The sequence below is a fragment of the Mesorhizobium sp. P3_B5 genome (assembly GCF_056402815.1).
In genome coordinates, this window is record NZ_JBFUGR010000002.1 from 297,060 (window position 1) to 316,789 (window position 19,730).

Sequence of the window (19,730 nt, forward strand, 5' to 3'; positions counted from 1 at the left end):
TCTCAGCCTCCTTTCACCGAGCCTGCAAGCAGACCGCGGACGAAATAGCGCTGCAGCGAGAAGAACACGATCAGCGGCACGATGATGGTCACGAAAGCCGATGTCGTCAGGATTTCCCAATCACCACCGCGTGAGCCGAGCAACGCATTGAGCTTGGCGGTCAGCACGATCTGGTCCGCCTCGGTACCCAGGAAAACCATCGCGACCAACAGATCGTTCCATACCCAGAGGAACTGGAAGATGGCGAAGGAGGCCAGCACCGGGAACGACAGCGGCAAGACGATCTTGACGAAAATCTCGAAGTCGCTGGCGCCGTCGATGCGCGCCGATTCCATGATTTCGCGCGGCAGGCCGGCAATGTAGCTTCTAAGCAGGTAGATCGCGAAGGGCAGGCCGAAGCCGGTGTGCGCCAGCCAGATGCCGAGATAGGTTTTCGACGGCACGCCGAAGAACAGGCCGACTCCGTTGTAGATTTTCAACAGCGGGATCAGCGACATCTGCAGCGGTACGACCAGCAGGCCGATGATCACCGCAATCAGCAGCGCGCGGCCAGGAAACCGCATCCAGGCCAGCGCATAGGCAGCGAAAGCCGCGATCAGGATCGGGATGACGGTCGCCGGAATGGTGACAGTCAGCGAGTTTATGAACGAGCGGCCGATGCCTTCCGAAAACAGCACCGTCTTGTAGTTGTCGGTGGTGAATTTCGGCGGCGCCGACGAGGCGTAGTAGACGCGTTGGCCGCGGTCACCCTCGAAAGCCTTGGGCGAGGACATAACGAACGTGCCGTCGGCATTGACCTGCAAGCTCACGCCGTCACCGAGATCGGCTGTCGTGCCGGCCGGGTATTGCGTCGGTGCGGCCGACTTGACGCCGAAGGCGCTGATGTTGCGGGCGGCACCTTCGCCGAAGATGTTGCCGGCAAGCACGAACTTGCCGTCCTTTTCGACCTGCCCCGAGGCCGGCGGCAACCGGCCGGCTTCCGTCTGGGTGGAACTGGAGAACGAGTTCCACCAGCCCGAGGCGATGATCTGGTCCTTGTCGCGCAGCGACGAGACCAGAATGCCGAGCGTCGGCACAGTCCAGATCGCGACGAAGATCAGGACGGCGATGTGGACGCCGAAGCGGCTGGCAAAGGATTTTCCCGTTGCGACGGCCATCTCAATGCCCTCCCGTCTCTTTGTTCGCCTGGCGAATGTTCCAGACCATGATCGGAATGACCGCGATCATGATGATGATGGCGATGGTGGCGCCGCGGCCGAAATCGCCGCCGCCGCGGAACATCCAGTCGAACATCAGATTGGCCAGCACCTGGCTGTTCCACTGCCCGTTGGTCATGGTCAGCACGATGTCGAACACCTTCAGCACCAGGATGGTGATGGTGGTCCAGACGACGGCGATGGTGCCCCAGATCTGCGGCACCATGATCTTCCAGAAGATCTGGAACGGGTTGGCGCCGTCGATGACCGCGGCCTCCAGCGTTTCCTCGGGTATGCCGCGCAAGGCAGACGACAGGATGACCATGGCAAAGCCGGTCTGGATCCAGATCAGGATGATCATCAGGAAGAAATTGTTCCAGAACGGCAGCGATATCCACACCTGCGGCTGGCCGCCGAAATACTGGATGATGGAATTGAGCAGACCGATCTGCACCTGACCTTCGCCACGATATTCGTAGATGAATTTCCAGATCACGCTGGCGCCGACGAAGGAGATCGCCAGCGGCAGGAAGATCAGGCTCTTGGCGATCGTGCCCCACCAGATCTTGTCGGTGAGCACGGCGATGATCAGCCCGAGGAAGGTGCAGGCGGCCGGCACGACCGCCAGCCAGATGATGTTGTTGAGGATCGAGTTGCGGAATTCGCGGTCGCCGAACGCCCATTCATAATTGGCAAAGCCGACAAAATGCTCGCCGCCGCGGTCGAAGAAGGACAGCCAGAGCGTCGCCACCACCGGGTAGATCAGATAAATGGTCAGGATGATCATGGCCGGGCCGACAAACAACCATGGCCGTACCAGCCCTTGCCGGCGCAGATTGTCGATGGCCGCCGCACCGGCAACGCCGCGCGACGGGAAGATGATGTCCACCAGCTTGTTGGCGCCCCAGAAATAGGCGACGCAACCGCCGACGCCGACGATGATGACGAATATGGCCGAGAAGATCTGAGCCGCCATGGGTTCCTCCCCTGCGCAGCATCGGCCAAAGTCGAACGCCCTTGGCTGTGAGATGCGCGGATTCAGTTGTTCAGAGCGCAATCGCCAGGCAAAGCGGGTCCCCCCTTTGCCGATCGCGCTTCATGCCGGAATGTCTATGTGCTCATGACAATCGCCGCGGAACGGGCCGCCGGTCGGATCCGGGCCTCGATGGCCCGGATCGGGTAGTCAAACGAACGTCCAGCCGGATAAGGGGCTGCCTACTTGATCGCGTCCCAGCTCTTCTGGATGTCGGTGGCGACATCCTGGGCGGACTTGCCGCCGACCAGGTCGATCATGCCGGTCCAGAAGGCGCCGGCGCCGATCTTGCCGGGCATCAGGTCCGAGCCGTCGAAGCGGAAGGTCGAGGCATTGGCGAGGATCTCGCCCTGCTTCCTTAGCGCGTCGCTGGCATAAGCGTCCTTGTTGACCGACTTCAGCGGCGTCACGAAACCGCCCTGGGCCATCCAGATCTCATGGGCGAGCGGCATCTTCAGGAATTCGATGAACGCGCGGGCACTCTTGCTATCTTTCGTGATCATGGCCAGCGTGCCGGCGCCAAGCACAGGCGTGCCGAGCTCAGGCTTGGAGGCGTAGGGCGGGAAGTAGAAGAAGTCCGCGTCCTGTCCGACTTTCGTGCCTTCCGGGAAGAAGGTCGGGATGAACGACGCCTGGTGATGCAGATAGCATTTCGGCGGCACCGAGAAGAGGCCCTTCGGGCTGTCGCGGAAATCGGTCGCGGCAACCGCCTTGGCGCCGCCATCGACCATCTTGTCGTCGGTGGCGATCTTGCCGAAAATGTCGATGGCGTTGACAACGGCCGGATCGTTGAACGGAATTTCGTTCTTCACCCACTTGTCGTAGACGTCGGGTGTCTGCGTGCGCAGCATGATGTCTTCGACCCAGTCGGTCGCCGGCCAGCCGGTGGCGCCGCCCGAACCGAGCCCGATGCACCACGGCGTGCCGCCATCGGCGATGATCTTCTTCTCGAGATCGGCCAGTTCTTCCTGCGTCTTCGGAACCTTGTAGCCGGCTTCCTCGAAATTGTCCGGCGAGTACCAGACCAGCGATTTCACGTCGGCCTTGTAGGGGAAGGCAAAGAAACCGGGCTTGCCGTCCTTGTCCTTGAAGGTGCCGAGGTCGACCCACGATTGGCCGGCGCCGTAATTGTCCTTGACCCATTTGGCGGTGTCGTCGCCGAGCGGCGTCAACAGGCCCTTCGATGCCAGATCCTGGATCAGGCCCGGCTGCGGCAGCACGGCGATGTTGGGCGGGCTGCCGGCCTGCGTGTCGATGACGATCTGCTGTTCGTAGTTCTCCGACGAGGAGTACTTGATCTCGGCGCCGGTGGCTTCCGAGAAATAGTCGAGAACGGTGCGGATGAGGCCCTCGTCCTCGCCGCGCCATGGTCCGAAGATCGTCAGCGTCTCGCCCTTGAGGTCGACTTTCTTGAGCTCTTCGAAATTCGCCCAGTTGAAGCGGGGGTCTTCGCCCGGCTTGAACTTCAGTTCGGCTTGCGCCGGTGCGCTCAGGGCGAGCGTAGCAAACGCGGCGCCCAGCAGAAGCATTTTCTTCATTGGTATTCCTCCCAGTGGTCACAAACACCCGGACGGAACCTCCATTCCGTCCGCCGACGCTGCAGGACTGTGACTCAGTCGGAAAGGAACCGCAACCTTCCGCAGAGTCTTCCAAAGCGCTTTGGCTTTTTTGATCACGCCATTGAATCGGTCGGAAGTCAAGAGGGCGAAAAGCTAATCGATTTAATTTTTGCAGTGAAAGCCAGTGAAAGTGCAGCGCAGCATGCTTTTATGGCAGTGCAACAGCAAATTTTACTTCAAACCCGCCGAAACGGTGCTTATGGTCGGCACGCTTGGTTGCGCTGTCCATGGCGCCTAGATCGATTCAATTTAAAAGCGCTTTGAGGCTTGGAGGCCTCCTGTGAACCTCAAACAGCTCGCCCATATGCTGGCGCTATCGCAGACCACGGTAAGCCGCGCGCTGAACGGCTACCCTGAGGTCAACGAGGAAACGCGCCGGCGGGTGATGGATGCCGCCAAGCGCCATGGCTACCGCCCGAACCCGAGCGCGCGTCGGCTGGCGACCGGCAAGACCGGCATGATCGGCTATGTCTTGCCCACCGGCACGGCCGTCGATATCGATCCACATTTCGTCGAATTCCTGTCCGGCCTCGGCGACTACGCCCGCTCGCACGAGCTGGACCTGGTGCTGTCACCCGCCGATGCCGATGACCAGGAGACCACCTATCGGCGTATCGTCGCCAACCGGCAGGTCGACGCCGTCTACATCTCCTCACCCCGCCCGACCGACCGGCGGGTGGCGCTGGTCAACACGCTTGGCATCCCTTTCATCGTCCATGGCCGCAGCGACGGCTTCGATTTCGACTATCCCTTCACCGACATCGACAATGAGGGCGCCTTTCACGAGGCGGCACGGCTGCTTATCCAGCTCGGACACCGGCGGCTGGCGCTGATCAACGGCGACGACCGCGAGACCTTCGCCATCCATCGCGAGCGCGGCGTGCGCCGGGCGCTGGCGGCCAGTGGGCTGACGCTCGGCGAGCGCCATGTCTGTTCGCTCGCCATGACCGAGGAGAATGGCTATCGCGCCGCCAGGCGACTGCTCGAACAGGGTGACGCGCCGACGGCAATCGCCTGCTCCAGCCTGATCATGGCGCTCGGTGTCGTGCGCGCGGTGCGTGATCTCGGCCTGACCATTCCCGGCGATCTGTCGCTGATCGCCCATGACGACGTTTTTCCGTGGCTCAAGCCGGAGAATTTCTCCGTGCCGCTGTCGACGACGCGCTCGTCGATCCGGCTCGCCGGCGCGCGCGTCGCCGAGCGGCTCGCGGCGCGCATCTCCGGCCTGGAAGAAGGGGCTCGCGGCGAGGTCTGGCCGGTTGACCTGGTGGTCAGGGGCTCGGTTGCAGGAGCGCCGGTTTAGGGATCTGCCTGTACCCGCCCTTGCTTTGGCTTTTGCAGGGTGGCAACCAGATAGCCAGAGCCATCAGCCAGTCCTCCAGGGTGCGCCCTTTGCCCACATTCTCGTTCTCCGAAACGGATCCAATCCAGCATCCTGGCCCACCGCCGAAGAGGTCGGAGGTGGTCATCGTTGGTGGCGGTATTATCGGCGTGACCACAGCTCTCTTCCTTGCGCAGCGCAACATTCCGGTGACGCTGCTGGAAAAGGGACGCGTTGCGGCCGAACAGTCGTCGCGAAACTGGGGCTGGATCAGAAAGCAGGGACGAGACGCGGATGAACTGCCTGTCGTCATTGAGGCTATTCGCCTGTGGCGGCAACTGGCTGAAGAATGCGGCGAAGACATTGGGCTGACCCAGACCGGCGTGACCTACCTGGCGAACTCCGACAAGGACATGGCCGGCTTCGAACAGTTCATGAAGATCGCCGCGATCCATGAACTCGACACGCACCTCCTGGACACAGATGAAACCGCGAAGCTCATCAAAGGCATGTCGCGCAAGTTCAAGGGCGCGATGACGACACCCTCCGATATGCGCGCGGAGCCTTGGCTGGCAGTGCCTGCGCTTGCTCGGCTTGCCGTCAGAAAGGGTGCGAGAATCGTAGAGAATTGCGCAGCGCGGACCCTCGAAATCTCAGGCGGCAGGATCAAGGGCGTGTGGACCGAGGCGGGATACATCGAGACCTCCAGCGTACTGGTCGCAGGCGGCGCCTGGTCGTCCCTCTTCCTTCGAAGACACGGCGTCTCCATCCCCCAACTCAGCGTCAGGGTAACCGTAGCCGCAACGGAACCCCTGCCTGAAATCTATGCAGGTGCGGCGACTGACGAACGCATCGCTTTCAGGCGCCGGCAGGATGGCGGCTACACACTCGCTGCAGGCGGCAGCCATCTGCATTACCTGGGACCTGACGCCTTCCGGCACGCCACCAAATATCTTCCCGCCCTCAGGGACAATCCGCTGGGAACACGCTATTTCCCGCTCGCGCCCTCAGGCTACCCCGATGCATGGTCGACGCCGCGCGATTGGGCGCCGGATTCGCGGAGCCCTTTTGAGAGAATGCGAGTGCTCAGCCCGGCTCCTGAACCGGCCCGTCTGCGTTCGATTGAACGCAGATTCAAACGTCTTTTTCCGCAATTCGAGAGGGTTCGCCTAAAAACCAGCTGGGGCGGCATGATAGACGCCATGCCCGACGTCGTCCCGGTTGTGGATCACGTACAGGCAGTCGGCGGTCTTTTCGTCGCGACCGGAATGAGTGGTCACGGCTTCGGTATCGGGCCTGGAATCGGTCGCGTCGTTGCCGATATGATGCAGGGAAACGAGACCGGGCACGACCTCAGCCGCTTTCGACTGTCACGCTTCTATGACGGGAGCCCTGTTCGGTTAGGCCCGAGCCTCTGAACTGGTCGCGCGAAGTCGACGGAATTTCGGCGCATGTCGCCCGGGCTCACTTCTTCGCCACTTCCGCCGCCTTGGTATCCAGCAGCCCATAGCCGAAATCATTGTCTCTGCCCTTAGGGCCGAGATCCCTGGCGGTTTCAGCCAGCGCCTTCTCGATCTCGTCGGCCGAGCGGTCGGGCGCGGCATGGATCAGATTGGCGACGGCGCCGCTGACGATGGCTGCGGCAAACGAGGTGCCAGTGACGACATCCGAGCCGGCGCCGCTCGGCGCCACCATCTCGACGCCGGGCGCCGAGATGAAGACATAGGCGCCGCGATTGGCCTGCGGCATCAGCCCGTCCTTGGCGTCGGTGGCGGTCACCGCAATGACGCCGTCGAAGGCGGCCGGATAGCCGTAGGGCGCCTTCGGCCCGTTATTGCCTGCGGCGGCGACCAGCACGATGCCAAGCGCCCTCGCATTGCGGCAGGCGATGCCGAGCAAATCGTTCTTGGGCCCGACGAAGCTCATATTGATGATGCGCACGTCCTGGTCCGCCGCCCAGTCGAGCGCGGCCAGGATCACGTCCATCGTCGACTTGCCGCCTTCGAAGGCGCGGGCGTGGTAGATCTTGGCTCCCGGCGCCATGCCTTGCAGCGCACCGACGCCGGCGATCAGCCCGTCTATCGAGGTGCCGTGGTCACGCTTCTCGACTGGCACGTCGGGCATGGCGTCGAACTGTTCGGCGATGACGCCGGACAGCGCCGGGTTGGTGTCGTCGATGCCGGTGTCGATGACGGCGATGCGCACATTCTCACCGCTCGCCTGTTTCTCATCGAGGGCGATGCGATCGAAGGCATAGTTGACGATGCTGGCCGCCTGCTGCAGCGAATAGACATGGTTGGGCTCGCGCCGCTGGGTGCGGCCATCGGCGGCAAGCTGCGCCAGCACGACGCCCACCGGGCGGCCATTGGGAATGCCGAAGCGCACCAGTGTGGTGCCGAGCAGTCGCGACTGGCGCTGTGAGCGCACCTGGAGGCCAAAAGCGGTGGCGATCTGCTGGACGACGCCGGCGTCGCCATCGACCGTCACCAGCACCTCGTCGGGCACGAAGTCACCAATGACGGCCCGCGGCGGCTCGGTCGCCACCAGATCGGCCGGGGCAACGATCGGCCCGGCCGGCGCGGCCGGTGTCGCCGGCGCATCGGCCGGTGGGGCTGGCGGCGCTGTTGGAGCCTCCGCTGGATTGGGGAACAGGTCGACGATCAGCTCTGGTAGAAAGACGGCACCGGCCTGGGTCGCACCGCCGGGCGTTCCGCCATCCTTGGCGCAATCGCCGCCGGCTGCATTTTTGCCGTTGAGGCAGTCGATTTCTGTCTGGCTGAGGTTCGGATCATTGGTCTGCGCAAAGGCAGGCGCGGCGACGATTGTCATCGCCGCAGCAAGAAGTGCCGCACATCGAATGACCGCCTTAGCCGCCATCAACCGGTTTCCTTCCCTCGAGCACAGTTTCCGCAAAAGGCTGGGCGGCAATAAGGCCGACGAGCTTGGTGTAGTCTGCTCCAGTCTTGGCCGGGATGGCAATGCGGAAGACGCCCGAGGCGGTCGGCCCGCCAGCAATCTTCAGCCCGTTCTGGTCGAGAAAGACGGCGATGTCGGACATCTTCGCCTCCGGCTTGAACTTGACCAGCGCGAAGGGCAGTTTCGCCAGATCGTCCTCGGCGCCGGCAATCTCGAAATCGCCACCCTTGCCGCCGGGCTGCACAAAAGACTGCACCATGACCAGGGCAAGTAGCACCGCCGCCGCGGCCCAGGCGACGCCGATCGGCACCGCCATGAAGCGGCCCCAGGCCTGCGCCAGCCAGGACGAACCTTGTGCCGCGCGTGCCGGACCGGCCTCGGCGTCGAGCGCCTTGGCGAAGCGGCTGAGCGCATCGGTCGGCGGCCGGATCATCTCGTTGGCGGCCGTCGTGCCGGAGAACTCGGCCTCGGCCTCGCCCAGTGCGGCAAGCGCCGCCGGGTCGCTCGCCAGCCATTCCTCGATGGCTTCGAGTTCCGACCCTTCCAGCGAACCGTTCAGGTAGAACGGCAGTAGTGTTTCCATTTCGTCGCGGCGCGACATTTTTTCAGCGGCGCTCATGGCCACCCCCTGTCGTAACCGGCGGCCTTGAGGGCTTCGCCGAGTTTCTTGCGGGCGTAGAACATCCTGGTCTTGACCGTGGCCACCGGAATGCTGAGCACCTCGCCGATCTCGGTCACCGACTGCCCATGATAGTAGGCAAGGTCGATCACCACCCGATGTTCTTCCGGCAAGGCATCGACAAAGCGCCGCAAGGCAGCGCCCTTGTTTTCCTTCATGGTGGCGACTTCCGGCGTGTCGGCGCTGTCGGGAACCTGCGCCGCGTCATCGTCGTCGATCCAGTCTTCCTTTTTCTTGCGCAGCAGGGACAGCGCCTTGAAGCGGGCGATGCCGAGCAGCCAAGTCGAGACTTCCGAGCGGCCCTCGAAGCCAGGGGCCTGGCGCCAGAGCTCGAGAAAGACCTCGTTTGCGATATCGTCAGCCATCATTTCCGATCCCGTCTGGCGCGCCACGAAGCGGTAGACCCGCGCGTGGTGGCGCATGAACAGGAGCCGAACAGCGGCACGGTCGCCCTTCGCGACCCGGTCGACAAGCGCGCGATCGGTCTCCGTCGCTGCCGTCATGGCCGGTCGAGCCGCCTGGCTCCTGTCTGCTCTGTCGCCGATCGATCCAAAAAGGTTCATCCTTCCGCCAAGGAATTTTCGGGAGGCTAACCGAAGAGCGGGGAGGTTGCCAGAGCCCCTCTTTCCTTCTCCCCCTGTGGGAGAAGGTGGATCGGCGCGCAGCGCCGAGACGGATGAGGGGTGCTGGACGGATCGCTACGCCGAAGAATTAAGCGCTTAAAATCCCTCAATATTTTCGCGCCGAGTTTCTTCCAGCACCCCTCATCCGTCTTGTCGTTTCGCGACAATCCACCTTCTCCCACAAGGGGAGAAGGGAAGAGCCGCTCAGCTCAAGAAAGGCTTTGCCTTCATCGTCGCCGGCACCGGCACACCAAGCCGCTTCAGCACCGTCGGCGCCAGCTGCAGCTGGTTGAGCAACGTGTCGGCCTCCGGTCCCTTGCCGGGTCCGAAATAATACAGCGCGAAATCCTGCATCTCGTCGTCGTGGCCGCCATGATGACCGCGGTCGGTCTGGCCGTGATCGGCGGTGACAATCACTTCGTAGCCGGCTTCCCGCCAGCGCGGCAGGAAGGCGGCCAGCATGCCGTCCATGGCATAGACGGCATGGTCCATCTCATGGCAGTCGTGGCCAAAGCGGTGGCCCATCGAGTCCAGCGTACAGCTGTGCAGGATGCCGTAGTCGATGCCGTGGCGTTTGGTCAGCATGGTCAGCGTCGCGAACAGGTCGACGTCGCTCGGCGTCATCTGGTTCCTGAGATTGTAGCCGGTCATGGTGTGGAAGCGGCCATGTGCGATCGGCCCGCCGGGTTCGTCGAACTCCATGTCCTCGACCGGGTCGAACGGATAGGCACGGAAGAATTCGGACCAGTAGGAATGGGTGACGGCGCCTGTCTTGCCGCCAGCCCTGCTGACCTCGGAGAAGATGTCCGGCTGGGTAACGCGAAAACGGTTCTCGTTGGACAGGATGCCGTGCACCTGCGGCGACACCCCGGTGTGGATCGAGGCGTAGCAGCAGGCAGAAGTCGACGGCAGCACCGAGCGCATCTTCCAGACCTGCGCTTCGCCCGAGAGCACCCAGCCCTCGAGATTGCCCATCAGCCGGCGCCAGTTCCGGTAGGGCACGCCGTCGAGGATGATCAGCAACAGTTTTGTCTCGAGCGCCAAGGGCTGCTCCGGAAGGCTTTGTCGTTGAAGGCAAGTCTTCGCGGCTGGTGCCGCGAAACCGCTAGTTTCCCGCGCTGGCCATGCGCCGTCCCTTGATCGCCTTTTCCAGCCAGCCGATTTCCATTTCCGGAACGGAGGAGAGCAGGAGATCGGTGTAGGCGTCGAAGGGCGGCGACAGCACCTTGCTCTTCGGCCCGTAGCGCACCACCTCGCCGCGATACATCACCGCGATCGAATCGGCGATCGACTTCACGGTCGCCAGGTCATGGGTGATGAACAGATAGGCGACGTTTTCTTCCTTCTGCAGCTCCAGCAGCAGCTTGAGGATGCCGTTGGCCACCAGCGGGTCGAGTGCCGAGGTCACCTCGTCACAGATGATCAGTTTCGGCTTGGCGGCGAGCGAGCGGGCGATGCAGACGCGCTGCTTCTGGCCGCCGGAAAGCTCGGCCGGGTAGCGGTCGGAAAAGCCCTTGCCCATCTCGATCTTGTCGAGCAGTTCGGCGACGCGTTTGTCGCGCTCGCGCCCGCGTATGCCGAAGTAGAATTCGAGCGGCCGGCCGATGATGGTGCCGACCGTCTGGCGCGGGTTCATCGCCACGTCGGCCATCTGGTAGATCATCTGTAACTGCTGCAGATCCTCCTTCGGCCGGTCGGCAAGCCGGTTGGCCAGCGGCCGCCCGTCGAAGGTGACTGTTCCCTCTTCAGGTGGCAACAAGCCGGTGATGGCGCGCGCCAGAGTCGACTTGCCGGAGCCGGACTCGCCGACCACGGCCAGCGTCTGGCCCGGATAGATGTCGACGGAGACGTTCTTCAGCACTTTGATATGGCTGCGGCCATAGGCAGCGGTAACGTTCTTGACCGACAGGAACGGCGTCGTGCCGGGCTTTTGCTCGTGGTGCTCGATCTCGTGCACCGAGACCAGCGCGTTGGTGTATTCCTGGCGCGGCTCCTTGATGATCTGGCGAGTGCCGCCCCATTCGACCAGCCGGCCATGGCGCAGCACCATGATCTCGTCGGAGACCTGGGCGACGACGGCAAGGTCGTGGGTGATGTAGAGCGCCGCCACATGGGTATCGCGGATGGCGTCCTTGATTGCCGCCAGCACGTCGATCTGCGTCGTCACGTCGAGCGCCGTGGTCGGCTCGTCGAAGACGATCAGGTCGGGCTCGGAGCACAGCGCCATCGCCGTCATCACGCGCTGCAGCTGGCCGCCGGAGACCTGGTGCGGGAAGCGCTCGCCGATGGTTTCGGGGTTTGGCAGGCTGAGCTTCTTGAACAGCGCCACCGCGCGTTTTTCGGCCTCGGCCCGTGTCGCCGTGCCGTGCAGCAGCGTGGCTTCCACCACCTGGTCCATCAGCTTGTGCGCCGGGTTGAAGGCCGCCGCCGCCGATTGCGCGACATAGCAGACCTCTCGGCCGCGCAGCTTGCGAAAACCTTCCTTGCCGCCCTTGAGGATGTCTCGGCCGTTGAGGATGACCTCGCCGCCGGTGATGCGCACGCCGCCGCGGCCATAGCCCATCGACGACAGGCCGATGGTCGACTTGCCGGCGCCGGACTCGCCGATCAGGCCAAGCACCTTGCCCTTTTCGAGCGTCAGCGACACGTCATGGACCAGCACGATGTTTTTCGGCGGCTCGCCCGGCGGGAACACCGTCGCCTCGATGCGAAGGTTGCGGATGTCGAGCAGCACGGATTTCTTCTGCTGGTCAGCCATCACCCGCGTCCTCCCTTCAGGCTTGTCGTGCGGTTGAGCACCCAGTCGGCGACCAGATTGACGGAAATCGCCAGCATCGCGATCGCCGCTGCCGGAATGAGGGCAGCGCCAATGCCGAAGACGATACCGTCCTTGTTTTCCTTGACCATGCCGCCCCAGTCGGCGTCCGGCGGCTGTACGCCAAGGCCGAGGAAGGACAGTGTCGACAGGAACAGCACGGCATAGATGAAGCGCAGGCCGAGTTCCGAAACCAGCGGCGACAGCGCATTGGGCAGTATCTCGCGGAAGATGATCCAGCCGCTGCCTTCGCCGCGCAATTTGGCGGCCTCGACATAGTCCATGACGTTGATGTCGACGGCGACCGCGCGCGACAGGCGATAGACGCGGGTCGAGTCGAGAATGCCCATCACCAGGATCAGCGTCACCAGGTTGGTCGGCAACACCGAAAGCACGACGAGGCCCATGATCAGCGTCGGGATCGACATCAGCAGATCGACAAGCCGCGACAGCAGCGTGTCGTACCAGCCGCCGAACACCGCCGCCGAGAAGCCGAGAATGGCGCCGAGCGAGAACGACAGCGCGGTGGCCAGCACGGCGATGAACAGCGTGATGCGGGCGCCGTAGATCATGCGCGACAGCAGGTCACGGCCGAGATTGTCGGTGCCCAGCCAATGTGCTGATGACATCGGTTCCCAGACGTCACCGATGATCTCGCCATTGCCGTGTGGCGCGATGAAGGGCGCGAAGATCGCCGCCAGAACGAACAGTGTCGTCAGCACGATGCCGATCAGCGCGGGGATCGGGATGCGTTTGATATCGAGCATGCCCGCCCCCTATTTCGGATGTCTGAGACGCGGATTGGCGACGATTGCCGCTATGTCCGCAATGATGTTCAGGCTGATGTAGACGGCGGCGAAGATCAGGCCGACCGCCTGCACGACAGGCACGTCGCGCTTGGTGACGTGGTCGACCAGATACTGCCCCATGCCCGGATAGACGAAGATCACTTCGACCACGACGACGCCGACGATCAGATAGGCGAGGTTGAGCATGACGACGTTGATGATCGGCGCGATGGCGTTGGGAAATGCATGCTTGCGAATGACATTGAAGGCCGACAGGCCTTTCAGCTCCGCCGTCTCGACATAGGCCGACTGCATGACATTGAGGATCGCGGCGCGCGTCATGCGCATCATATGGGCGAGCACCACCAGCGTCAGCGCCGTTGCCGGCAGCGCGATCGCCTGCATGCGCTCGCCGAAGGGCATGTCGTCATAGACGGTCGAAATGCCAGGAAAGATCTGCCATTTCACGGCGAAGAAATAGACCAGCACATAGCCGATGAAGAATTCGGGAAACGATGTCGACGCGAGCGCGAGTCCGGAGATCAGCTTGTCGACCCAGCCATTGCGATAGCGCACCGCAATCAGGCCGAGAATGATCGCCAGCGGCACCGCCACGACTGCGGCCCAGAAGGCGAGGAACAGCGTGTTCCACAACCGTCCCTTGATCGACGTTGCAATATCCTGGCCGCTCGACATGGCGGTGCCGAGATCGCCGGTCACCACGCCGCCGAGCCAGCGGAAATACCTGATATAGGCCGGATCGTTTAGCCCGAGCTGCTCGCGCAGATTGGCGAGCGACTCCGGCGTCGCCGATTGTCCGAGAATGGCTTGCGCGACGTCGCCGGGCAGAATCTGGGTGCCGGCGAAGATCAGGACCGAAACGGCCAACAGGAGAACGATGCCCAGCGCAATGCGCTGGGCAATTAGTTTCAGGATGGGTGAGGACATATCCGCAAAGCCGGGCTCAGGCTTCGAGCCAGCACTTCGCCAGTGCGTAGCCGTTCATCAGCTCCTGATGCGGATCGTCAACCCAGCCGCCAACCTTGGCGCCCGTCGCGTCGATGAACTGGTTGAACATCGGCAGGATCAGGCCGCCTTCGTCGCGGACCATGACAGCCATGTCGTGGTACATCGCCTTACGCTTGGCCTCGTCGAGCTCGGCGCGGGCCGCCAGCACCATCTTGTCGAAATCCGGACGCTTGAAACGCGTGTCGTTCCAGTCGGCCGTCGACAGATAGGCGGTGGAGTACATCTGGTCCTGCGTAGAGCGTCCGCCCCAGTAGGAAGCGCAGAAGGGCTGCTTGTTCCAGACTTCCGACCAGTAGCCGTCGCCCGGTTCGCGCTTGATCTCCAGCGTGATGCCGGCCTTGGCCGCACTCTGCTGGAAGAGCTGTGCGGCATCGACGGCGCCGGGGAAGGCGACATCCGATGTGCGCAGCAGCACGGAGCCGTCATGGCCCGACTTCTTGAAGTGGAACTTGGCCTTGTCGGGATCGTACTTGCGCTGTTCGATCTCGGTGAACAGCGGGTAGGAAGCGTTGATCGGGAAGTCGTTGCCGAGCGAGCCGTAGCCGCGCAGGATCTTGTCCAGCATCTCTTCACGGTCGATCGCCAGCTTCAAAGCCATGCGCAGATCGGCGTTGTCGAAGGGCGCCGTGTCGCAGTGCATGATGAAGACGTAATGGCCAGGGCCGGCGTGGTTGCGGATGGTGACGCCGGGCAGGCGCTTGATCAGATCGACGATCTTCGGCTCGACGCGGTTGATCATGTTGACCTGGCCACCCTGCAGGGCTGCCGTGCGCGCCGTGGCATCGTTGATGACGATGATCTCGATCTGGTCGGCATGGCCCATCTTGTCGCCTTGCCAGTAGTTGGCGAAACGCTCGCCGCCATGGCGCACGCCGGGCTCGTTGGTCTTGACCTTGTAGGGACCGGCCGAGATGCCGGCATCGGCTCCGTCCTTGCCGCCATTCGGCTGGACGATCAAATGATAGTCGCTGAGCAGGTAGGGAAGGTCGGCATTGGCTTCCTTCAGCGTCAGCACGACTTCCTTGCCGCTGGCCTTGATGGTCTCGATGCCCTTCATGTAGCCGAGCGCGCCGGACTTCGACTTCTCGTCGGAATGGCGCTCGAGCGTGGCGGCCACGTCCTCGGCGGTCACCGTCTTGCCGTTGTGGAATTCGACGCCGTCGCGGATCTTGAGCGTCCACACCTTGGCGTCGTCCGACGAGCCGATCTCCTCGGCAATGCGGTTCTCGAGTTTCCCTTCCGGGGAAAGCTCGACGATCATTTCGCCCCACATCTTGCCGAAGGCGAACGGCACCTGCGTCATCATCAGCGCCGGGTCGAGGCTGTTGGTGGACTCGCCGCCGACCAGACCGGCCTTCAAAGTGCCGCCCTTGACCGGACCTGCCGCGCGCGCAGCGCTCGAAAGCAGCGAGTTGGCGAAGGGTGCGGTGACGCCGAGCGCTGCCGCCCGGCCGAGAAAATCGCGACGGCTCAGCTTGCCCGAAGCGACGCGTCGGCTAAGGAATTCCAGTTCGTTTGACATATTGAGTTCCTCACTCTGTTGGTTCGACCTTGTGGTCGTTTTTTGTTGATTGTTATCGGGGGAATAATGACCGTAAGGGAAACCCGTAAGCAAGACCGAATGCGACATGCCGTGGCGTAAATCGCACGTCGCAATTGGACCAACCTCGAAACCCGGCATGGGCGCTCAGAGCAGGGCGCGCGGGATCGTCTCTTCGAAATCGCGTTCGAAAACCAGGATTTCACCATCGTAGGCTTCGATTCTGGCGCTAACCGTGAAGCTTTGTGCGTCGGAGCGCATTTCGGCAAAGGTCTCGGTGCGCACCGACCATCCATTTCGCGACAATGTCTGCGTCCAGTGGGTTTTGCCCGAGGCTGACAGGGGATTGTCAGGATGGATCGTCCAGGTCTCGCGGGCGATGCTGCCATTTACCAGGTCATGCTCAAGATCGCGCACTGCGCCAAAATCGTCGACGATGGAAAGCGAGATGACCCCGGTCTTCTCGTCGCGGCCGACGTGACGCTCGGAATTGGCGGCACGGATTAACTTCGTCGCCCAGGGCGAGGCTGCCTCCGGCGAAGGGAAGGTTACTTCGTCGCCTTTCGCCAACGGGCGCTGCGGCAGCATGAGCGTCGCGGCCGACAGGTCGAGTTGGACCGGCTCCGGCGATGGCCAGATCATCGGCCAGTAGGCGTTTGAAACGGCGATGCGCAGGCGGTGGCCGGCCGGGACGCGGTAGGCGCACTGGTCGAGCACGACGCGGGCTGACACGGTTTCGCCTGGAACCAGCGCCTCGGGAAATTCATGCGAGTTGCGGTGGGTCAGGTTGAGCACGCCATAGGAAATCAGTTCCGAGGCGCCGTCCGGGTGCACGTCGCACAGCCGGACCGCGATATTGGCCTGGCGCCGGTCCGAAGAGACTCGCACCAGAACCTCCGGGGCGCCGACGATGTCGATCGCCTCGGTCAGCGTCGGCTGGTCGAAACACACCGACAGTGCATCATCGGGGCGCTGATCGCCCGGCAGTTCCGGGCCGAAGGTGAAGGGAAAATACTCGCCGCCGGCGAGGCCGCAGCTTTGCGGCGAAGCGACGATGACCGGCTTGCTGCCCTTGGGGATCAGCTCGATCGTCTGCGTCTTGATGTTTGGCGACGGCCATTCCTGCTCGGCGACCCAGCGGCCCGGCCGCTCGGGATGCCAGCGCGCGGGGCGGACGCTGTCCATCACATAGGCGCGGTAGGCCGGGTCGGCCTCGACGCCGGTGTCGACGCCCTTCAGCCAGCGGTCCCACCAGCGCAAGGCCTCCTGCAGGAAGCCTATGGCGGGCTTGGGTGCTGCGTAATGCGGGTATTTGTGGATCCACGGGCCGACAATGCCCTTGACCGGCGCTTCGATGTTGGCGGCGAGATGCGAGATCGTGTTGCGATAGCCGTCATGCCAGCCGCCGATCGACAGCACCGCGGCTTTGACGGCCGAAAAATCCTCGCAGATCGAACCGCGCTTCCAATAGGAATCGCGGTGCTGATGGCTAAGCCATAGCGGCAGCAGGAACTGTTGATTTTCCAGCCGCGTCATCCACAAATCGCGCCACCTGTTGTCGCCCGCGATCAGCGGATCCGGCGGCCGCGACGAATAGGACAGCATGGTCGAGGCCCAGCCGAAATTCTCGGTCAGCAGGCAGCCGCCCTTGTAGTGGATGTCGTCGGCATAACGGTCGACCGTCGAACAGATGCTGATCACTGCCTTCAGCGCCGGCGGCTGCATCGCGGCCACCTGCAGGCAGTTGAAGCCGCCCCAGGAAATGCCCATCATGCCGACGCTGCCATTGCACCAGGGTTGCGACGCCGCCCAGGCGATGACGTCGCAGGCATCCTGCAATTCCTGCTCGGAATATTCGTCGTCCATCAGCCCTTCGGAATCGCCATTGCCGCGCATGTCGACACGGATCGAGGCATAGCCGTGGCCGGCGAAATACGGATGCGTCAGCTGGTCACGGAAGATGGTGCCGTCGCGCTTGCGGTAGGGCAAATGTTCGAGGATCGCCGGCACCGGATCGTTGCTCGCATCCTCCGGCATCCATACCCGTGCCGACAGCCGGCAGCCGTCCGGCATGACGATCCCCATATCCGGGAACTCGACGACCTTGCGGGGGAACTCGGTGATGGTTTTCATGCGAACGCACTCCAGGACCGTCACATGATGGAGGCCGCCGGATCGCGTCATGGGCCAGTCGGCGAATTCGGCTGGTCAATCCGCGTCAGTTCAGCGGAATGTCGTTCTCTGCCTTGCTCTCCTGATAAACGCCGGAGAGCTCGTCGTAGCGGGCGGAGATTGCGCCGATCCGGGCTTCCAGCCGCCGGCGTTCCGCCTCGGGCAGCGTTCGCACCAGCTTGCGAATCGAAAAGCTCTTCCAGTAGGCGTTCTCGGCATTGTAGCCGCCGGGGTCGAGCGTGAAGACCTCTTTCAGGATCTTCAGATCGTGCGGAATGGCGAAAGAGTCGCGCGAATCCTCGTGACTGAACAGATAGTAGAAATTGTCGAAACCGGTCCAGGTGATCGCCGACAGGCAAAGCGAACAAGGTTCGTGCGTGGCAATGAAGATGGCGTCTTTCGTATCCACGCGCTCGGCCCTGGGCATTTCATAGAAGCGCTTCAGGCAATGCACCTCGCCGTGCCAGAGCGGGTTTTCCATCTCGTTGTTGGTTTCGGCCAGCACCAGCGAACGGTCGTCCTTGCGCAGGATCGCGGCGCCGAACAGCTTATTGCCATGGGCGACGCCTTGCGCGGTCTTCGGCACGATGTCGTGCTCGATCACGTCGAGCAGCCGGTCGATCAGCGAAATGTCGGTCATTGTTACTTTCCGTCGGGGAGATGGATCTCGTAGGCGTGCGAGAAATGGCACTCTTCGAGGTTTGAGCCGTCGCCGCCGCGGTCGACGATCAGGAAGTCCTGCGCCTCGCCGATCGGCGTCAGCACGCCGTGCCACAGATTGCGTGGGTAGTTGATGCCTTGGCCTGGCGCGGTGATGAAGGCATGAGGCTCGCCGGGACCTTCGGCACCGTCATGGCAGACCACGACCAGGAACGGGCGCGGCGACAGCGGGATGAAGGCCTGGCTGCCGAAAGGGTGGCGCTCGACCATGGCGAGCTTCAGCGGCAATTCGTAGGGCGTGCCGCGCACCATCGAAATCAGCACGCGTGCATTTGGCCCGGCGGCTTCGGCGGTAGCGAGTTCGTGGTAGCGCTCGGCCCGGCCGCCATTGATCGGGTAGTGATTGTCGCCGCCCATGTCGATCACGTCACCGAACTCGGCAAAGCTCTCGCGGGTCAGCGGCCGCGCAACGATCCGGGTCACGGCGCCCGCCTGGCGACGCCGGCGCCGCCAAGCTTGGCGTGGCGGTTGACGTCCTTGTAGAGCAGATAGCGGAATTTGGCCGGTCCGCCGGCATAGCAGGCCTGCGGGCAGAAGGCGCGCAGCCACATATAGTCGCCGGCCTCGACCTCGACCCAGTCCTGGTTGAGCCGGTAGACGCCCTTGCCCTCCAGCACATAGAGCCCGTGTTCCATCACATGGGTCTCGGCGAAGGGGATGACCGCACCCGGCTCCAGCGTCACCACGGTGATGTGCATGTCGTGGCGCATGTCGGCCGGATCGACGAAGCGCGTCGTTGCCCACCGGCCTTCGGTGCCAGCCATTGGCGTCGGCGCGATCTCCTGTTCGTTGGCGAAGAAGGCTGGCGGCACATCGATACCCTCGACGGCCTCGTAAGCCTTGCGGATCCAGTGGAAGCGCACAGCTGCACCGCTTTCGTTGCGGACCGTCCATCCGCTGGCCGGCGGCAGGAAGGCAAAGCCGCCGGGACGCATGACATGCGTCTTGCCGCCGACGGAGACACTCAGCTCGCCTTCGACCACGAACAGGCCGCCCTCGGCGCCGGCATCGGGTTCAGGCCGGTCGCTGCCGCCACCGGGCGCGATCTCGACGATGTATTGCGAAAACGTCTCGGCAAAGCCCGACAGCGGCCGCGACAATATCCAGACGCGGGTCTTGTCCCAGAACGGCAAGGCGCTGGTGACGATATCCTGCATCACCCCCCTGGGGATGATGGCATAGGCCTCGGTGAAAACGGCGCGGCCGGTCAGCAACTCGCTCTGGCCGGGGTGGCCGCCCTGCGGCGCATAATAGGTTCGGTCAGCCATCTTGATCGTAT

18 protein-coding genes are annotated in these 19,730 nt (G+C 63.1%); 3 read left to right on the plus strand and 15 right to left on the minus strand.

What is annotated here, in order from left to right; translation table 11 throughout:
• Nucleotides 1-2 precede the first annotated feature (2 nt).
• From AC1DVW_RS06420 to AC1DVW_RS06430, 3 genes are all read right to left on the minus strand, one after another.
• Nucleotides 3-1,157, minus strand: a complete 1,155-nt coding sequence (locus tag AC1DVW_RS06420) for a carbohydrate ABC transporter permease (RefSeq protein ID WP_477321940.1) — start codon at nucleotides 1,155-1,157, stop codon at nucleotides 3-5.
• A 1-nt stretch (nucleotide 1,158) separates the two neighbouring features.
• Complete coding sequence (locus tag AC1DVW_RS06425) at nucleotides 1,159-2,172, minus strand: carbohydrate ABC transporter permease (protein ID WP_477321942.1); 1,014 nt, start codon at nucleotides 2,170-2,172, stop codon at nucleotides 1,159-1,161.
• 239 nt (nucleotides 2,173-2,411) lie between these two features.
• Entirely contained in the window at nucleotides 2,412-3,767 is a 1,356-nt protein-coding gene (locus AC1DVW_RS06430) for an ABC transporter substrate-binding protein (protein WP_477321944.1), read from the minus strand.
• 69 nt (nucleotides 3,768-3,836) lie between these two features.
• Here AC1DVW_RS06430 and AC1DVW_RS06435 point away from each other — a divergent pair, with 69 nt between their 5' ends.
• The 3 genes from AC1DVW_RS06435 (at nucleotide 3,837) to AC1DVW_RS06445 (ending at nucleotide 6,587) form a co-directional block, all read left to right on the plus strand.
• On the plus strand, nucleotides 3,837-4,112 hold the full coding sequence (locus AC1DVW_RS06435; protein WP_477321946.1) for a hypothetical protein: 276 nt from the start codon (nucleotides 3,837-3,839) through the stop codon (nucleotides 4,110-4,112).
• A gap of 16 nt (nucleotides 4,113-4,128) precedes the next feature.
• The gene (locus tag AC1DVW_RS06440) at nucleotides 4,129-5,151 is read left to right on the plus strand and encodes a LacI family DNA-binding transcriptional regulator (RefSeq protein WP_477240952.1); all 1,023 of its coding nucleotides are present in this window, start codon (nucleotides 4,129-4,131) and stop codon (nucleotides 5,149-5,151) included.
• A gap of 89 nt (nucleotides 5,152-5,240) precedes the next feature.
• Complete coding sequence (locus AC1DVW_RS06445; protein WP_477321948.1) at nucleotides 5,241-6,587, plus strand: NAD(P)/FAD-dependent oxidoreductase; 1,347 nt, start codon at nucleotides 5,241-5,243, stop codon at nucleotides 6,585-6,587.
• 46 nt (nucleotides 6,588-6,633) lie between these two features.
• Here AC1DVW_RS06445 and AC1DVW_RS06450 read toward each other — a convergent pair whose 3' ends face one another.
• The 12 genes from AC1DVW_RS06450 to AC1DVW_RS06505 form a co-directional block, all read right to left on the minus strand.
• Complete coding sequence (locus AC1DVW_RS06450; RefSeq protein WP_477321950.1) at nucleotides 6,634-8,046, minus strand: S8 family serine peptidase; 1,413 nt, start codon at nucleotides 8,044-8,046, stop codon at nucleotides 6,634-6,636.
• Nucleotides 8,036-8,704 carry an anti-sigma factor gene (locus AC1DVW_RS06455; RefSeq protein ID WP_477321951.1) on the minus strand — a complete coding sequence of 223 codons (669 nt, stop codon included), beginning with the start codon at nucleotides 8,702-8,704 and terminating at the stop codon, nucleotides 8,036-8,038. The genes AC1DVW_RS06450 and AC1DVW_RS06455 overlap by 11 nt, the downstream gene beginning before the upstream one ends.
• The gene (locus AC1DVW_RS06460; RefSeq protein ID WP_477321953.1) at nucleotides 8,701-9,267 is read right to left on the minus strand and encodes a sigma-70 family RNA polymerase sigma factor; all 567 of its coding nucleotides are present in this window, start codon (nucleotides 9,265-9,267) and stop codon (nucleotides 8,701-8,703) included. Before AC1DVW_RS06460 ends, AC1DVW_RS06455 begins: the two co-directional genes overlap by 4 nt.
• A gap of 324 nt (nucleotides 9,268-9,591) precedes the next feature.
• Entirely contained in the window at nucleotides 9,592-10,431 is an 840-nt protein-coding gene (locus AC1DVW_RS06465; protein WP_477321955.1) for an alkaline phosphatase family protein, read from the minus strand.
• A 61-nt stretch (nucleotides 10,432-10,492) separates the two neighbouring features.
• On the minus strand, nucleotides 10,493-12,145 hold the full coding sequence (locus AC1DVW_RS06470; protein WP_477275878.1) for an ABC transporter ATP-binding protein: 1,653 nt from the start codon (nucleotides 12,143-12,145) through the stop codon (nucleotides 10,493-10,495).
• Nucleotides 12,145-12,969, minus strand: coding sequence for an ABC transporter permease (locus AC1DVW_RS06475; protein WP_477240966.1), 825 nt, complete (start codon nucleotides 12,967-12,969; stop codon nucleotides 12,145-12,147). Before AC1DVW_RS06475 ends, AC1DVW_RS06470 begins: the two co-directional genes overlap by 1 nt.
• A 9-nt stretch (nucleotides 12,970-12,978) precedes the next feature.
• Nucleotides 12,979-13,938 carry an ABC transporter permease gene (locus AC1DVW_RS06480; protein WP_477275876.1) on the minus strand — a complete coding sequence of 320 codons (960 nt, stop codon included), beginning with the start codon at nucleotides 13,936-13,938 and terminating at the stop codon, nucleotides 12,979-12,981.
• A 16-nt stretch (nucleotides 13,939-13,954) separates the two neighbouring features.
• Nucleotides 13,955-15,541 carry an ABC transporter substrate-binding protein gene (locus tag AC1DVW_RS06485; RefSeq protein ID WP_477321957.1) on the minus strand — a complete coding sequence of 529 codons (1,587 nt, stop codon included), beginning with the start codon at nucleotides 15,539-15,541 and terminating at the stop codon, nucleotides 13,955-13,957.
• 165 nt (nucleotides 15,542-15,706) lie between these two features.
• Nucleotides 15,707-17,692, minus strand: coding sequence for a CocE/NonD family hydrolase (locus tag AC1DVW_RS06490; RefSeq protein WP_477321959.1), 1,986 nt, complete (start codon nucleotides 17,690-17,692; stop codon nucleotides 15,707-15,709).
• A gap of 85 nt (nucleotides 17,693-17,777) precedes the next feature.
• Entirely contained in the window at nucleotides 17,778-18,371 is a 594-nt protein-coding gene (locus tag AC1DVW_RS06495; protein WP_477321961.1) for a nucleoside deaminase, read from the minus strand.
• A gap of 2 nt (nucleotides 18,372-18,373) precedes the next feature.
• On the minus strand, nucleotides 18,374-18,874 hold the full coding sequence (locus AC1DVW_RS06500) for an ureidoglycolate lyase (RefSeq protein WP_477321962.1): 501 nt from the start codon (nucleotides 18,872-18,874) through the stop codon (nucleotides 18,374-18,376).
• Nucleotides 18,871-19,719 carry a bifunctional allantoicase/(S)-ureidoglycine aminohydrolase gene (locus tag AC1DVW_RS06505; protein ID WP_477322640.1) on the minus strand — a complete coding sequence of 283 codons (849 nt, stop codon included), beginning with the start codon at nucleotides 19,717-19,719 and terminating at the stop codon, nucleotides 18,871-18,873. Before AC1DVW_RS06505 ends, AC1DVW_RS06500 begins: the two co-directional genes overlap by 4 nt.
• Nucleotides 19,720-19,730: the final 11 nt, after the last annotated feature.

Coding starts and splice junctions, on each gene's coding strand:
- AC1DVW_RS06420 (WP_477321940.1), bottom strand. CDS start 1,157: ATGGCCGTCGCAACGGGAAAATCCTTTGCCAGCCGCTTCGGCGTCCAC.
- AC1DVW_RS06425 (WP_477321942.1), bottom strand. CDS start 2,172: ATGGCGGCTCAGATCTTCTCGGCCATATTCGTCATCATCGTCGGCGTC.
- AC1DVW_RS06430 (WP_477321944.1), bottom strand. CDS start 3,767: ATGAAGAAAATGCTTCTGCTGGGCGCCGCGTTTGCTACGCTCGCCCTG.
- AC1DVW_RS06450 (WP_477321950.1), bottom strand. CDS start 8,046: ATGGCGGCTAAGGCGGTCATTCGATGTGCGGCACTTCTTGCTGCGGCG.
- AC1DVW_RS06455 (WP_477321951.1), bottom strand. CDS start 8,704: ATGAGCGCCGCTGAAAAAATGTCGCGCCGCGACGAAATGGAAACACTA.
- AC1DVW_RS06460 (WP_477321953.1), bottom strand. CDS start 9,267: ATGACGGCAGCGACGGAGACCGATCGCGCGCTTGTCGACCGGGTCGCG.
- AC1DVW_RS06470 (WP_477275878.1), bottom strand. CDS start 12,145: ATGGCTGACCAGCAGAAGAAATCCGTGCTGCTCGACATCCGCAACCTT.
- AC1DVW_RS06475 (WP_477240966.1), bottom strand. CDS start 12,969: ATGCTCGATATCAAACGCATCCCGATCCCCGCGCTGATCGGCATCGTG.
- AC1DVW_RS06480 (WP_477275876.1), bottom strand. CDS start 13,938: ATGTCCTCACCCATCCTGAAACTAATTGCCCAGCGCATTGCGCTGGGC.
- AC1DVW_RS06485 (WP_477321957.1), bottom strand. CDS start 15,541: ATGTCAAACGAACTGGAATTCCTTAGCCGACGCGTCGCTTCGGGCAAG.
- AC1DVW_RS06490 (WP_477321959.1), bottom strand. CDS start 17,692: ATGAAAACCATCACCGAGTTCCCCCGCAAGGTCGTCGAGTTCCCGGAT.
- AC1DVW_RS06495 (WP_477321961.1), bottom strand. CDS start 18,371: ATGACCGACATTTCGCTGATCGACCGGCTGCTCGACGTGATCGAGCAC.
- AC1DVW_RS06505 (WP_477322640.1), bottom strand. CDS start 19,719: ATGGCTGACCGAACCTATTATGCGCCGCAGGGCGGCCACCCCGGCCAG.